Origin of the sequence: Melghirimyces profundicolus (assembly GCF_003054245.1) — a bacterium.
GTDB lineage: Bacteria > Bacillota > Bacilli > Thermoactinomycetales > DSM-45169 > Melghirimyces > Melghirimyces profundicolus.
Genome location: NZ_QBKR01000001.1, coordinates 167,136 through 180,992 on the forward strand (window position 1 = coordinate 167,136; position 13,857 = coordinate 180,992).

At 54.6% G+C, this 13,857-nt stretch carries 15 protein-coding genes and 1 tRNA gene; 12 read left to right on the plus strand and 4 right to left on the minus strand.

Annotated elements, in window-relative coordinates:
- Nucleotide 1: 1 nt before the first annotated feature.
- Nucleotides 2-910, minus strand: coding sequence for a C40 family peptidase (locus tag C8P63_RS00795; RefSeq protein WP_108021423.1), 909 nt, complete (start codon nucleotides 908-910; stop codon nucleotides 2-4).
- Nucleotides 911-1,036: 126 nt separating this feature from the next.
- On the opposite strand from C8P63_RS00795, the gene C8P63_RS00800 reads away from it, so the two are divergent.
- A complete protein-coding gene (locus tag C8P63_RS00800; protein ID WP_108021424.1) occupies nucleotides 1,037-2,650 on the plus strand; it encodes a peptide ABC transporter substrate-binding protein in 1,614 nt (537 codons plus the stop codon).
- A 42-nt stretch (nucleotides 2,651-2,692) separates the two neighbouring features.
- Here C8P63_RS00800 and C8P63_RS00805 read toward each other — a convergent pair whose 3' ends face one another.
- Nucleotides 2,693-3,274 carry a YqaA family protein gene (locus C8P63_RS00805; protein WP_211308215.1) on the minus strand — a complete coding sequence of 194 codons (582 nt, stop codon included), beginning with the start codon at nucleotides 3,272-3,274 and terminating at the stop codon, nucleotides 2,693-2,695.
- A 178-nt stretch (nucleotides 3,275-3,452) separates the two neighbouring features.
- On the opposite strand from C8P63_RS00805, the gene C8P63_RS00810 reads away from it, so the two are divergent.
- Nucleotides 3,453-4,022, plus strand: a complete 570-nt coding sequence (locus tag C8P63_RS00810) for a hypothetical protein (RefSeq protein WP_108021425.1) — start codon at nucleotides 3,453-3,455, stop codon at nucleotides 4,020-4,022.
- 138 nt (nucleotides 4,023-4,160) lie between these two features.
- Here C8P63_RS00810 and selB read toward each other — a convergent pair whose 3' ends face one another.
- Nucleotides 4,161-6,059, minus strand: coding sequence for a selenocysteine-specific translation elongation factor (gene selB, locus C8P63_RS00815; protein WP_108021426.1), 1,899 nt, complete (start codon nucleotides 6,057-6,059; stop codon nucleotides 4,161-4,163).
- Between the two features lie 200 nt (nucleotides 6,060-6,259).
- On the opposite strand from selB, the gene C8P63_RS00820 reads away from it, so the two are divergent.
- The 3 genes from C8P63_RS00820 to C8P63_RS00830 all read left to right on the plus strand — a co-directional run bounded on the left by C8P63_RS00820 (nucleotide 6,260) and on the right by C8P63_RS00830 (nucleotide 7,569).
- A tRNA-Gly gene (locus tag C8P63_RS00820) sits at nucleotides 6,260-6,333 on the plus strand.
- A 135-nt stretch (nucleotides 6,334-6,468) separates the two neighbouring features.
- The gene (locus C8P63_RS00825; RefSeq protein ID WP_170109416.1) at nucleotides 6,469-6,921 is read left to right on the plus strand and encodes a DinB family protein; all 453 of its coding nucleotides are present in this window, start codon (nucleotides 6,469-6,471) and stop codon (nucleotides 6,919-6,921) included.
- Nucleotides 6,922-6,939: 18 nt separating this feature from the next.
- Nucleotides 6,940-7,569 carry an O-methyltransferase gene (locus tag C8P63_RS00830; protein WP_108021428.1) on the plus strand — a complete coding sequence of 210 codons (630 nt, stop codon included), beginning with the start codon at nucleotides 6,940-6,942 and terminating at the stop codon, nucleotides 7,567-7,569.
- Nucleotides 7,570-7,689: 120 nt separating this feature from the next.
- Here the strand turns inward: C8P63_RS00830 and C8P63_RS00835 are convergent, their stop codons facing one another.
- On the minus strand, nucleotides 7,690-7,941 hold the full coding sequence (locus C8P63_RS00835) for a PGPGW domain-containing protein (RefSeq protein ID WP_146172075.1): 252 nt from the start codon (nucleotides 7,939-7,941) through the stop codon (nucleotides 7,690-7,692).
- A 197-nt stretch (nucleotides 7,942-8,138) separates the two neighbouring features.
- Between C8P63_RS00835 and C8P63_RS00840 the strand changes: the two genes are divergently transcribed.
- The 7 genes from C8P63_RS00840 to C8P63_RS00870 all read left to right on the plus strand — a co-directional run bounded on the left by C8P63_RS00840 (nucleotide 8,139) and on the right by C8P63_RS00870 (nucleotide 13,816).
- A complete protein-coding gene (locus C8P63_RS00840) occupies nucleotides 8,139-8,924 on the plus strand; it encodes a ParM/StbA family protein (protein WP_108021430.1) in 786 nt (261 codons plus the stop codon).
- On the plus strand, nucleotides 8,924-9,136 hold the full coding sequence (locus tag C8P63_RS00845; RefSeq protein WP_108021431.1) for a hypothetical protein: 213 nt from the start codon (nucleotides 8,924-8,926) through the stop codon (nucleotides 9,134-9,136). The genes C8P63_RS00840 and C8P63_RS00845 overlap by 1 nt, the downstream gene beginning before the upstream one ends.
- 207 nt (nucleotides 9,137-9,343) lie before the next feature.
- The gene (locus C8P63_RS00850) at nucleotides 9,344-9,943 is read left to right on the plus strand and encodes a hypothetical protein (protein ID WP_108021432.1); all 600 of its coding nucleotides are present in this window, start codon (nucleotides 9,344-9,346) and stop codon (nucleotides 9,941-9,943) included.
- A gap of 213 nt (nucleotides 9,944-10,156) precedes the next feature.
- Nucleotides 10,157-10,984 carry a sugar phosphate isomerase/epimerase family protein gene (locus C8P63_RS00855; protein ID WP_108021433.1) on the plus strand — a complete coding sequence of 276 codons (828 nt, stop codon included), beginning with the start codon at nucleotides 10,157-10,159 and terminating at the stop codon, nucleotides 10,982-10,984.
- 22 nt (nucleotides 10,985-11,006) lie between these two features.
- Nucleotides 11,007-12,074, plus strand: coding sequence for a Gfo/Idh/MocA family protein (locus C8P63_RS00860; RefSeq protein WP_211308216.1), 1,068 nt, complete (start codon nucleotides 11,007-11,009; stop codon nucleotides 12,072-12,074).
- 13 nt (nucleotides 12,075-12,087) lie between these two features.
- Complete coding sequence (locus C8P63_RS00865) at nucleotides 12,088-13,026, plus strand: helix-turn-helix transcriptional regulator (protein WP_108021434.1); 939 nt, start codon at nucleotides 12,088-12,090, stop codon at nucleotides 13,024-13,026.
- On the plus strand, nucleotides 12,980-13,816 hold the full coding sequence (locus C8P63_RS00870) for a sugar phosphate isomerase/epimerase family protein (RefSeq protein ID WP_108021435.1): 837 nt from the start codon (nucleotides 12,980-12,982) through the stop codon (nucleotides 13,814-13,816). The genes C8P63_RS00865 and C8P63_RS00870 overlap by 47 nt, the downstream gene beginning before the upstream one ends.
- Nucleotides 13,817-13,857 lie beyond the last annotated feature (41 nt).

The window sequence follows — 13,857 nt, forward strand, 5'->3', positions numbered from 1 at the left end:
GTTATTTGGGTATTTCGCCGCCCCGGTACCGGGTACCCCAGCAGAATTCGCCATGGTAGGGTTCGTCGGTGAGCCGGTTGATCCGAATCGGATTTCCCGTATGGGGGGAGTGAATGAAGGCTCCTTCCCCGATGTACATCCCGACGTGATGGATGGTCCCTTTTCCTTGTTCGTAGGCGAAAAAGACCAGATCACCCGGAGCCAGCTCTTCCCATGAGACCCGTTCACCGCAGGTGGCCTGGATGTCCGCGTCCCGGGGAATGCGGATTCCGCCGGATTCGAAGATGCGGTACATAAAACCGGAACAGTCAAAACCGAAGGAGGACATCCCCGCCCAAAGATAGGGGAGGCCGATGAATCCTTCGGCGGTCCGGATCCGGTCTTCGGGGGATTGAACCGGGGTTTGGCCGATGCGGACATCTTCCGCGGGAAGACGCCCCGCACGGCCGTCCGGAGTCAGCACCACCACTTCCCCGTCAGCTTCTCCGATTTTCGGCAGCTTGGTCATAAAGCTGATTTCCACCCGTTCTCCCGATGCCAAAATCAACCGGGAGCGGTCGGCTGTAACCCGAACCAGGGGTTCCCTTTCCAGGGCATGGTGGAAATCGGGGTCATATCCCAACTGGGCGCTCGGGATCCAACCCGGGTATCCCCGGGGGTCTTTGGGGGTGAATTGCCCCGGCACGGAGACCCTGGACCACCCGTCGCGCTCTTCGTCAACCAAGACCGGTTCTCCATAAAGCACCTGGGACTCCAGCCTTCCCACGAGATCTTTCCGTTCCTTCAAATCCATCTCCATCCATTCGTGAAGCTGTATGGGAGACCCGAGTGCCGGCCGGTCCGCCTCGCGAACGGTTTCCGGCTCCAACCACAGGTTGGCGACGATCTCTTTTACGTAACGAATGTTCATGTTTTTCCTCCTTCGCACGCCGGTTGGGCAAGGATTGGTCCCGTTAAATTTTATTATAAAGGAGGAATGGCGATTTCGTTGATAGAAAATATTTAGAAAAGAAAATCGCTTAAGGGGGCATGGAAGATGAAAAGATCTTGGATGGGTCTTTTGGCCGTATTGCTGGCTGTCAACGTGTTTCTGGCGGGTTGCGGGGGTGAGGAGCAACCGGATGCCGACACAGCCAAAAGTCCGACGTTAAAGCTGAATCTGTCCAACGGGGAACCCACCTCAATCGACCCCGCTCTGGCCTTTGACAGCGACTCGATGGAAGTGGTGAACAACCTGTTTGAGGGGTTGACGCGCCTGGACAAAAACCATCAGGCCCAACCCGCGGTGGCCGAAAAGATTGACAAATCGGAGGATGGCCTTACATATACCTTCACGCTCCGGGACGAGGCCAAATGGTCCAACGGAGAACCGGTGACGGCCCATGATTTTGAATATGCCTGGAAACGGGTCATGGATCCGAAAACCGCCTCCAGTGCTTCATTCCTCATGTTTTTTATCAAGAATGCGGAAAAGTACAACGCCGGCAAAGCGAGTGCCGACGAGGTTGGCGTAAAGGCGAAGGACGATCACACTTTGGTGGTGGAACTGGAACAACCGACTCCCTTTTTCGAGCAGTTGACGGCGTATACTCCCTTCGCTCCGGTTTATAAAAAAGGGGTGGAGGGCCAAGAGAATCCCTTCGGCGACGACAAGAACTACGTTTCCAACGGCCCCTTCAAGATGAAGAGCTGGAAACATGATGAAAAAATCGTGGCCGTGAAAAATGAACACTACCAGGATGCCGACAAGGTGAAGCTCCCGGGTGTCCAATGGTCCATGATCGCCGATGCCACCACGGCATATCAGATGTACAAGCAGGGAAACCTGCACTTGGGCGTGGCTCCCCCGGATCTTCAGGGCAAGGTGATCGAAAGCGGGGAAGCCAAAGTGATGGACGGGTCAGGACTTGAGTTTTACCGTTTCAACACGGAGAAAGAACCTTTTACCAATAAAAAAATCCGAAAAGCTCTCGCTTTGGCGGTTGACCGGAAGACCATCGTGGATCATGTGATCCAAGGGAAACAAAAACCCGCCTATGCCTACGTGGCTCCGGGAACCCAAACCGAAGCGGGGGACTTCCGGGAAAACGGGGAGACCTATATCGAAGACGCTCAGTTGGACGAAGCCAAAAAGCTGCTGGAAGAAGGAATGAAGGAAGAAGGCTGGGACAATCTTCCGGAAATCAGCATCCTTTACAATAAAGACGATACGCATAAAAAAGTGGCGGAGACCATCCAGGATATGTGGCGGAAACATCTGGGCGTCAAAGTGAAACTGCAGGCCCGGGAAGTGAAAACTTATTTCGACGACCAGAAGAGCGGCAACTACATCGTCTCCCGTTCCAGCTTCCTGCCGGATTACAACGACCCGTACAATTATCTGGAAAGCTTCCAGACCGATCACCCGATGAACCGGACCGGTTGGAGCGACAAGGAGTATGATAAGCTCCTTTCCCAGGCCCGTAATGAAACGGATGAAGACAAGCGAATGGAGGTTCTTCACAAAGCGGAAGAGCGCCTGTTTGAAGAAATGCCTCTGTTCCCGATTTACTATTACAACACCATCGTGTTGCAACAGCCTGAAGTGAAAAACGTGCTGCGGCACACGGTCGGACCGAATGACTATCGTTTCACCGAAATTCAGGGTTGACTCCCACCTGAAAGCACCCGGCTCACCAGGCCGGGTGCTTTTTCAATTCCGCTTTTTTCGTTTGACGAGATGCCAGATCAAAGCGGCCAGAAGTGCCACCGCCACGACGGATACGGTGAGTGCGCCAAAATACCGTTCGATGAAAGCACCGGCGGCTTTCCCCAAAATAACGATGATCAGGGCCTCCAAAAAAAAACGTCCGCCCCTTCCCAACAACGACCAAAGGATGACTTCCCGGATCCGGACGTTGCATAAGCCGGAAGCAATGGTGAAAACTTTGTACGGGATGGGAGTGAATCCGGCTATGGCCAGGGAAAATCCGCCATACCGATCAAAATAATCCTCCACTTTTTCCACGTTTTCCTGTTTGAAAAAACGGAGCATAACCGGACGCCCCAGTTTTTTGCCGATCCACCGCCCCAAAAGTGCTCCGGCGACCGAAGCCAGTGTGGTGATCAAGGCGTACCACCAAGCCAGTTCCGGCTGTGCAATTCCCATCGGGATCAGAAGAACGTCCGGCGGAATCGGAAAAAAAGAGGATTCCGTAAAGGAAAAGAGAGCCAGTCCCCAGGTGCCGTAGGATTGAAACCATTCAATCGTTGCTTCCACCCATTGTGAAATCATGATGTCCGTGCCTCCCCCGAGTCGAATCGACTTTTTCATCTTAGCACGTCTGCTCCCCGGGGAACACCGTTTGAAGGGTAATTTAGACCGGAGGGAGTAGATGTTGAATAAACTGCCAAAATACCCTCCGCCGGCCGGTCGCATACTATGGATAAGCCCGAAGAGGGGAGGGTTGAATATGAGTAAGCATAAAAATAAACGTCGTAAAAAGCGGAAAATCAATCGATCCGCTGACGAGGTCGAGTTTGCCCGGGAACCGGGAGCGGCGGATGATATTGAGTTCAAGGGAGGAGACGTTCCCGATTTCGCCGCCGATGAAGTGAAATTTACTCCGGAGCCGGGAGCCGCCGATGATGTGGAATTTACCCGGGAGCTTGAAAATGAAGTCGAGTTCGGTCGCGAATTGGAAGCTCTCGGGTCCTTCGACCAGGTGGGCGTCACCCCCGGTCCCAATCCCACAGATGCCGTTGAATTCCAGGGGGCCATGAAAGCCGACGATGTGGACAGAGGGGAAGAAATCCGGCAAAAGCACCGGGGTGACCGGTTGAGGGAAGAGGAGACGTGGAAGCCGCCGCCGAAGTTTCTCCCGTGGCCGAGCCCATCCGCAGGGAACGGAAGGAAGAGGATGCCGATGGGGAAACCCGTGACGAAGGAAACGGCTTGGGGGCCATCAGTATCATCCTGTCGGTCTTATCTTTTTTCTTCGTCCCCTTTTTGCTGGGCTCCGCCGGAATTGTACTGGGAGTGATCAGCGGCCGTCGCGGCAGCCGTCTCGGCTGGTGGGCCGTGGGCCTGGGTGCGGTTTCCGTTATTTTGACAGCGTTTCTGGCACCAATCGCAGGTTTTTGATCCAGAAAGGCTTCCGATGTTGGAAGCCTTTTCCTCTTCAGGATTTCGTCAGCACCCGCTCATTACCTTTTCGGCGCGTGATCCCTTCCTGGTCCATCCGTTCCAACAGAGGGATCAGATACTTTCGGGAGAGACTGAACTCTTTTTTGGCCTGTTGCATGGTGAGTGTTCCATTTTGGTGAATGATCCTTTTTACAGCGGCCGCAGCCCCGTCGAAGGAATCCCGGTGAATCAGGAGGTCTGCCGTCAGCGGCACCAGCTTTTTCTGTCGGATGAGGTAGCCGCGAAGATCTTCTCCTTCTTCCGGATCGAGATCGGCCTCCGCTGACAAAAGGGACCATTCCGACGGCGACAGCCCCTCGCGTCGCAGACGTTCCAGGAGCGATTGCGCTTTTGGCTTCAGTCGTTTCGGAAGAGAAGGGACAAAGGAAGCGAGGGCGACCGAGTCTCCCTTGAGGTGGATCCATCCTGCTTCTTCCCAATGTTCCAACAGCGTGTTCGCGTCTTTGGAGCTGAGGGAAGGCAAAAACCGGGAAGCCCATTCCGCTTTTGGGATCCCGTCGTACATGGGGTGGTTTTCATGATATTCTTTTAACCCATCTTTCAACTGTTTCTCCAACACACCCAATGCCTCGGCTGAGGCATAACGGTCCCCCAGTTTTAGAGCCGAGCCCTCCCGGTTCAATGCTTCCAATTCCGTGGAGACGGCATCGACCGATTCCCCGGCCGATCGGGCAATGTCCACGGCATCCAGAAGAAGCGCATGCTTCAACATTTCCAGAATCCGCTGAGGCAAAGGGGAAAAATGCAATTGACGAATGGTTTCCGCGGCAGAGGAGCGAATTTTCCGCTTGGGAGCCCGGGGCTCCACCACCTCCCCGCCGCCGAGGGTGGTGGCGGGCGTGGGGCGCCGCAGAATAAACCGGTCCCCCCGGCCGGCCACCACGGGTTCTTCCAGAATCAGGCTGGCGTAGACTTCTTCCCCGGGTTTCCATTCCTTGCGGTCATAAAAAATCAGATCGGCGAAAACCTCGGCGGTTCCGATCAACACCTTTACCCGGCTCCGTTGCCGGACAGAGAAGGACAAGTCATGAAGCGAAATGGCCCGGATGTCCATCCGCCAGGTCGGATTCCAGGCTTCGGGTTTAATGATGGTCTGTCCCCTGGCCAGGTTCCGGTGATCGATTCCCGACAAGTTCAATGCGGCCCGCTGGCCGGCTTGTGCGATGGGAACCGTTTGACCGTGAACCTGGATTTGCCGGACTTTGACCGGGAATCCCTCCGGCTGGACCAGAAGATCCGTGCCGGGAGTGACGGAACCGGACTGAACCGTTCCCGTAACCACGGCTCCCGCTCCTTTCACGGTGAAAGCGCGGTCGACGGGAAGCCGGAAGGGGGCGTCGCTTTTTCGTTCTTCCAAGTGCGGGAGCTTCTGATCCAAGGTATCGAGGATCTCTTGGATTCCCTCACCGGTGACGGCCGAAGTCCGGATGAGGGGAGCGTTCTCCAAAAACGTGCCCTTGGCGGTGTCCCGCACATCTTCTTCAATGATCGGGAGGAGTTCCGGATCCGCCCGGTCGATCTTGCTGAGCACGATCAGGCCCTCCCGGATTCCCAAGAGATTCAGGATGGACAAGTGTTCCCGTGTCTGGGGCATCACCCCGTCATCTGCAGCAACCACCAGCAGGACGAAATCAATCCCCGTCACCCCCGAGACCATCTGACGGATAAACCGTTCATGGCCGGGGACGTCCACGATGGACAACCGACGGCCGGAAGGCAGCGTCAAAGGGGCAAACCCCGGTTCGATGGAGATGTTCCGCTCCTTCTCTTCCTGCAAACGGTCCGTGTCCACGCCGGTTAACGCCCGGGTCAACCGAGTTTTTCCATGGTCGATGTGGCCAGCGGTTCCGAGTACATAGTGTTTTTCATCCATTGCCGGTGCCACCTTTCCTGAGATTGCAATGATGAACCGAATGTGTTCTGAGGGAGGGCCGTTGTCCTAAGGCTTTGGTTCTCATTCTACCTTGTGCAGGGGGTCCGGACAACCAACCTTCGGCTTTGAAAAAGAGCTTGCCATCAGGGTCCGACCATGCTATAATATCAATTGTCACTGAAGGAAAGGACATGGAATGTGCGGATGTAGTTCAATGGTAGAACACCAGCTTCCCAAGCTGGTAACGCGGGTTCGATTCCCGTCATCCGCTCCACAGTGAACGGCCGCGGCAGCAAAAGTTGCCGCGGTCATTTTTTATGGATGGGCCTTCATTCGGGAGGAATCAAGGCGGCGGGGAACGAATGGTACTCTTGGGTATCCGGTGTACCCAAGAAAGGAAGTGACCCCTTTGACGAAAGAGGAATATCTGAACGACTGGAAGCGGTCCCGGGCCTACACCCGCAATGTCATGGAGGCGATGCCGGAGGACCGGGCGGATTTTCGGCCGGCGGATGGCATGATGAGCTTTCGGGAACAACTGTTGCACATTCTGTACGCAGAGGAGTGGTTTCTCCGGGGGATCCTGGAGAACGACTGGGAACAGCGGAGCGAATTTACCGCTGAAAACCATCCCGACCTTCCGTCGGTCAAAGCGGCGTATCCATCCGCCTCTGAACGCCACTGGAAATGGATCGAAGGGATGGAGGACCTGGAAGAGTTGGTAAAGACCCCGCTTTCGGATCAACCGATTCCGAAAAAGACTCTGCTTCGAAAGCTGGTGGGACACGAAATCCACCACCGGGGACAACTGATCGTCTATCTGCGGATGTGCGGCGCGGAACCGCCTGCCTACCAGGTCTGAAAAAGGAAGGAGGTTGCGATGAATCGGGAGGAATATGTAAGGGAGCGATTTGCACGGGAAGATGAAGTGCTCCGTTCCATCCCAAAGGGTTTGGAGGAACGGGGAATGCCCCGGATCGGCGTCCCCCCGGAAACGGGAAAAGCCCTTCAGATACTGGTCGGGATTTCCGGAGCCCGGCGCGTGCTGGAGATCGGCGGTCTGGGTGGTACCAGTGCCATCTGGATGGCCCGGGGCCTGCCCCCGGATGGAAGGGTTCTCTCTCTGGAGATTAACCCTGACCATGTGGCTTTTGCCGAAGAAAACGTCCGGAAAGCCGGTTTGTCGGACCGGGTGAGCTACCGGCTGGGAGATGCGCGAAAGAGCCTCGAAACGCTGGAGCGGGAAGGGCACCGCTTCGATTTCTTCTTTATTGACGCGGACAAAGAAGGATACCCCTTCTACCTGGAACAAGCGATCCGCCTGGGAGGTCCGGGTGCGGTCATCACGCTGGACAACCTGTTTTTCCATGACCGCATTTTCGAATCCGAAAACCGGGAGGCCCCGGTGGAAGCGATCCGGGAGACCCACCGCCTCCTGGAGGCGGACGACCGGCTGGATGTCACCATCCTGACCGTGGGTGACGGTCTGGCCGTCGCCCGGGTGAAGTGAAGGGAACCGTAAAGCCTCTTTCTTGCGGGAAGCCCCCGGGGAAGAGGCTTTTCTCATTGGAGGGCAGTCCTTTATTATCTGGGTGAAAAAAGGAAAACTCCCTTCCGGGAGCTTGGAGAGTCAGGGGATGATCCGTTTCAGTTTCGGATGTTCTCTCAATTTATCCATTTGCTTGGCCACTTTGGGAAAGCGCGATTCCAATTTTTGGAGGAGATTTTTTGCCCAGGGGGATGTCTTCGACAGAATCAAAAGGCCCGCCAGGAAGAAGATCACTCCGTGGAGGACGGGAAAGATCATACCGATGATCCCCAACAGGACGAGAAACCATCCGATCACACGGCCGACAAGCCGCTTCATTTGTTGCTTATTCACTGGGAAAAACCTCTCTCTCCTGGTCTGTCAGATGGGTACGGACGGTTCTTGGGCTGACACTCACCTTCGTATTATAACGTCATCCAAGGGAAGGATTCAAACGAAACTGGCGATTTTAAGTATGAGGTCCGGGATCCCCTCGTATGTCTTAATAAAGGATTAATCCTTTGCGTATATATGGTCTCGGAGGGATGCGGATGATCATCGCGGTGGATTGCGGACGGAGTTGCGTCAAAGTGATCACGGAAGGAAAGTCCTTTCTCTTTCCCAGCAAGGTGAGCAGTTGGCGAAAGCGGAATTACCGGCAGGAACTGGCAGGGGATATCGAGTTGGAATATCAGGGGCGGAAGTGGTTTGTGGGAAAACTGGCAGAGCGGGAAGGGGAATTTACCCGGCAGGCGATGCAGGATTCCAAAGCCGTGGAGGAGACGCTCGTTCTGACCATGACCGCCCTCCACTTGGCCGGGGCCCGGGGGAGCATCACCCTGATCACCGGTCTTCCCATCGACAACTTCACCGATGTGGAGCAGAAAGCGGTCAAGCGTCTGTTGGAAGGACCGCACCGGGTGAAGTTGAACGGGATGGAGCGTTCCTTTTACGTGGAAAAAGTGTTCACCACCATTGAAGGAGGCGGTGCCTTCTTTTCCGCGCCCCGGATGGGGCTGGTCCGCATTATCGATATCGGGGCCAAGACGACCAACTACGCCACCTTTCGGGACAAAGTGTTCATTGACCGGGAATCGGGGACGCTGCCCATCGGCTGGGAGACGGTGAAAGTATCCAACATCAAAGAAATGGCCGATCTGATCGCCGGTACTGTCTCCAAAACCTGGAGCAGCCGGGATGTGGTGATGCTGGTCGGAGGAATGGCCCGCAAGTTGGAACCCTTCCTCCAGGATCATTTCCACTATGCTTTCGCCGTGGAGGATCCCCAGATGGCCAATGTGAAGGGTTATTATGAAATTGGAAGGGCCATGACCTGATGGGGCTGAAAAAAATCCGGGGGGTCACCTTCGACATGGCCGACCCCGACGACCGGACCCTATTGGAACGAGTGGACCGGGAAGCCGACGACTTCAGTCAACTGGTCAAGAAACTTCTGTCCCGCTGGGCTTTTCCTGATACCCGGGCAAAAAAAGAAAATCCGGATGATCAACGGGAAGCGATCCGCAACAGCGGGCTTCCCTTCGGTTGAAACGGCCTGTGGGCCTCTTTTTTTTGGGATCGTCCTCTCAGTCATTCGTCACCCGCGGAGGTTCTCCTTTTTCCTTCCGGTGAGGTCACCTTCCCTTTTTCTCCCACATAAAGTAGAGGAGCTTTTTTTCACTGTCATACGGACCGGAAGACGACCCTGCAGCGCGGGACGGATCCCGGTCCGGACCATGAGGGAAGAGGGGAAGCGATGATGTTCAAAAAAACGGGGGTTTTTCTGTTTCTGTTGGCCGGGATTGCGGTCCTGAGCCTGACCGGTTGCAGCCTGTGGATCGAGGAAACGAAAGAAGTGCCCGCGGAAGCGGAAAAAGAACCGCCGCCCGCTCAGGAACCGGCGCCGAAATCGGAACCCCGGCCACGGGAAGAACCCTCCGATGCGATCACCTCCAGGTCGGAATACGGAAACCGGATTGCCGACTATTCCCTGGACATGTCGGATCACCTGTACCAATATTCCGATGGAATGTTGGCGGCGAGTGAAGGAAATTTTCAAAAAGGGGAACAATGGGTCCGGGACAGCGTCGAAGGAATGGAACAAACGGTGAAGGAGGTGAAAGCGCTCCAAGTGGGGGAGGGGGACCCGGAACTGAAGCGGCTTCATCGGGAACTGGCCGACATTTTTGAAGGTTATCTCCACGCTTCCGAAAAAGGGTTGGAAGGGCTGGAGAAAAAAGATCCCCGCCTTCTGAATGAAGGAAGCAGGGAGATGAATGAGCTCAATCTCCGCCTGGAAACATTGACCGAGGAAATGAGCCGATTGCTGGAAGGAAGTTTTACGGTCCGGAGATGAACAGATCCGGTCCGGTTTGAACAAGGATGTGGCTGCGGCCTCCAACCCGTGTTGGAGGCCGTTTTTCGGTACGGTGTCCGGTCAGGCCGGCTGAAGGGCAGGTGTTGAGCAACCAGAGTTAAATCTGCGAACCGATGGAGCAACCCGGGGCAAGATCCTTGCCCCGGGTTGGGGTATGATGTGGATAATTCACACAACGGGAGGGTTTACGCCATGGTTACTTTGTCTGCATTGGCAGACGAAATTTCCCCCGATCTGAAGACCCAGTTGGACGTGTTGGAGTCGGAAGGAATCCGACATATCGAGCTTCGCGGGGTTTGGAACAAAAATATACTGGATTTGGATGACGAAGAATTAACCTTCGTAAAGGAGACACTGATTCATCGCAAATTTCGGATATCTTCCATTGCCACTCCAATCGGCAAGTTGGGGATCAAAGACGACTTTGGGAGGCACCGGGCATTGTTCGAACGGGCGATCCATGTCGCCAAGGTGTTCGATACTCCCTGTATACGGATTTTTTCTTTTTTCATTCCGGCGGGAGAAAGTCCGGAGGATTACAGGGAGGAAGTCTTGGAAAGGATACGGATCCTGGTCGAGAAAGCCGGCCGGGCCGGAGTGGTTCTTCTTCATGAAAATGAGAAGGAGATCTACGGCGATACTGCCAAGCGGTGTCACGATCTTCTCCGTTCCTGTCGCTCTCCCCATCTGCGGGCCGTATTGGATCCGGCCAATTTCGTTCAGTGCGGTGTGCAACCCTTGAGTGAAGCTTACCCGCTGTTAAGGGATCATATTGAGTACGTCCATATCAAGGATGCCTTGTTCGATGAAGGAAGGGTGGTGCCCGCGGGACAGGGGGACGGTGAAGTGAAAGAACTGTTGAAATCGCTTATTTCCAACGGTTATCGGGGGTTTCTTTCCCTGGAACCCCACCTGTCATCGGGGGGGCCGTTTGACGGGTTCAGCGGTCCGGATCTTTTCCGGGTGGCCGCCCGTGAACTGAAAAGGCTCCTGGAAGAAACATCGACGGAATGGAAATGACGACCCTGAGGAGGAGGATCCGATGAAAGAAGAGATGGGAGTCGGGATCATCGGCGCCGGTATTATCTGTGACACACACGCCAGGGAAATTCGTGAAATAAAGGGTGTCCGTCTCGTGGCCGTAGCGGATATCGTGGAAGAAAAGGCCCGAACGTTCGGGGAAAAGTACGCTGTGGACTGGTATCGGGATTATCGTGATCTGCTGAAGAGAGAAGAGATCGATATCGTCAATATCTGCACCCCCAGCGGCTTACACGGGACGATGGCCATCGACGCGGCCCGTGCGGGGAAACACGTGATCGTGGAAAAACCGATGGATATCACCCTGAAGAAAGCGGATGCCATGCTCGAAGCTTTCAGGAAGTCCGGCAAGAAACTCTCGGTCATTTCACAACATCGATTCGATCTTGCCACACAACAGGTGAAACGGGAAATTGAGGCGGGTTCCTTGGGACGGTTGGTGTTGGCCGAAGCCGCGGTGAACTGGTACCGCCCCCAAGCCTATTACGACAAGGATGCCTGGAGGGGGACCTGGGAGTTGGACGGCGGAGGAGCCCTGATGAATCAATCGATCCACACGATTGATTTATTGCAGTATCTCATGGGGCCGGTGGAAAGCATTTATGCGAGAGGGTCCACTGTGGCCCACGAGAGGATCGAAGTGGAGGATGTTGCGGTTGCCACCGTGAAGTTTAAAAACGGCGGACTGGGAACGATGACGGGAACGACATCCGCTTATCCGGGGATGACCACGCGTCTGGAATTGTTCGGAACGGAAGGGAGCGCGGTTATTGAAAACGATCGACTGACTCACTTCTATCTTCGGGCGAAAGAGGAAGGGGGAAAACCCGTAAACCTGGCAGAGGCGGGTCAACCAGCGGATGAAACGGGGGTGTCAGATCCGGCAGCCATTCCGGGACGGTCTCACAGGGAACAATTCATCGACGTGGTACGGGCGATTCGGGAGGACAGGGAGCCGTCGGTCAACGGAGCAGAGGGGCGGAAACCCCTGGAAATCATCCTGGCCATCTACCAATCGGTAAAAACGGGCCGGGAGGTCCATTTGCCTTTGACCGAGGAAAGTGGATGAGGGGGGATGAGCAGTGATTGAACTGTTTTATATGAATCAATCCATGAAAGAGGAGGATTTCGATTTTCATTCCCATGATGCCTTTGAAATCTACTATTTTCACGAGGGACGCTGCACCTACTTGATCGCCGACCGAATTTACCATTTGTCGCCCGGGGATTTAATCATCATGCACGGAATGACGCTTCACCGTCCCAATCCGGATTCCTCCACCAAATACGTAAGGTCCATCATCCATTTCAACCCCCGCTATGTGGAAAGATTCATGAGCCAACCGGGCATGATTGATTTGTTGCTCCCCTTTCGCCATTTGAAAAATCACCGGTTCCGATTGAATGGAACGAAGAGGCGACAAAGGGTTGAAACCCTTTTCAAAGAGATGGCCCGATGCGATCCGGCATCGCACCATTTGGCCCGTCCGCGTTATTTTGTGTGGTTTCTTCAGCTTCTGATCGAAATCTTTGAAGAATACTCGATCCTGGAGGAAGGGGACAACCGTTTCACTGAAAAGGAATGCATCGCACAGCAGGTCATCTCTTTTATTGAAAAACATTATTCCGAGGATCTGAACCTTGACCGCATTGCCTGTGAACTCCATTTAAGCAAATTTTATCTCGCAAAGGTGTTCAAGGAAATGACGGGGGTGACCATTATGAATTATTTGATGAACAAGAGGGTCAACCATGCCAAGTTATCCTTTTTGCTGAACCCGGACCTTACGGTTACGGAAATCAGTTATCGTGCAGGATTCAAACATCCGGCCCACTTTAGCCGGGCATTCAAAGAGCAGGTGGGAATCCCCCCCGATCAGTATCGAAAGCGTCTCCGTAACCATGAAGATGGGGTGGCAGTTCAGGTGGGTGCGTCAGGGTACGAAGAAAAAAGCCATCACGGGGGGGAACCTGATGAAATTCTCCGTATTTACCGTCATGACACCGGATCTCACACCTGAGGAACTGGTGGCTGCCCTGGAGGAATACGGTTATGACGGGGTGGAATGGAGGATGAAAGATGTTCCGGAGAGCGCGACGAACGAGGCGCCTTCTTTTTGGGGAAACAATCGCTGTTCCATCGGGGAAAGCGCATCCGACGACGAGCTTGACCGGTTTCGTATATTGACCCATCACAGGGGTCTTTCGGTTGTGGGGGTCACCCCGTATCTGGCAACCGGCGATTTGGTAAAAACGGAGCGGGTGATGCAGGCGGCCAAAAAACTGGGAGCCGGACAGATCCGCATAGGTATTCCCCCGTACGGCCGCGGTGCGAAGTATGACGAACTGTTTTCACAAGCGGTGGATTATCTCCGCGGTGTGGAAGCCTTGTCCGGAAAATACAAGGTGAAAGGGTTGGTGGAAACCCATCACGGAACCATCGCTCCCAGTGTCGGTTTGGCTTTCCGGCTGGTCAACGGCTTGGATCCCGACCGTGTCGGGGTCTTGCTGGATCCCGGAAACATGGTGCATGAGGGGTATGAAGATTACCGGATGGGGATGGAATTACTCGGTCCCTATCTCGCCCATGTCCACGTCAAAAATGCGTGTTGGGTACGGGGGTGCGGCGGGAGCACTTGGCATGCGACTTGGTGTCCGCTCGACGGGGGGATTGTGGATTGGAAGCGGGTGGTGGCGGATTTGAAGTCCGTCGGATATGACGGCTATCTCGGTTTCGAAGATTTCAGCGGTGTTCAGCCGCCCCGAGTCTTGTTGAAGCAGAACATCGAATATCTCCGTTCTTTGTTGTGATTTTTCACGTGATTCTTGTAAGAAAATTGTTTTTTGAGTAG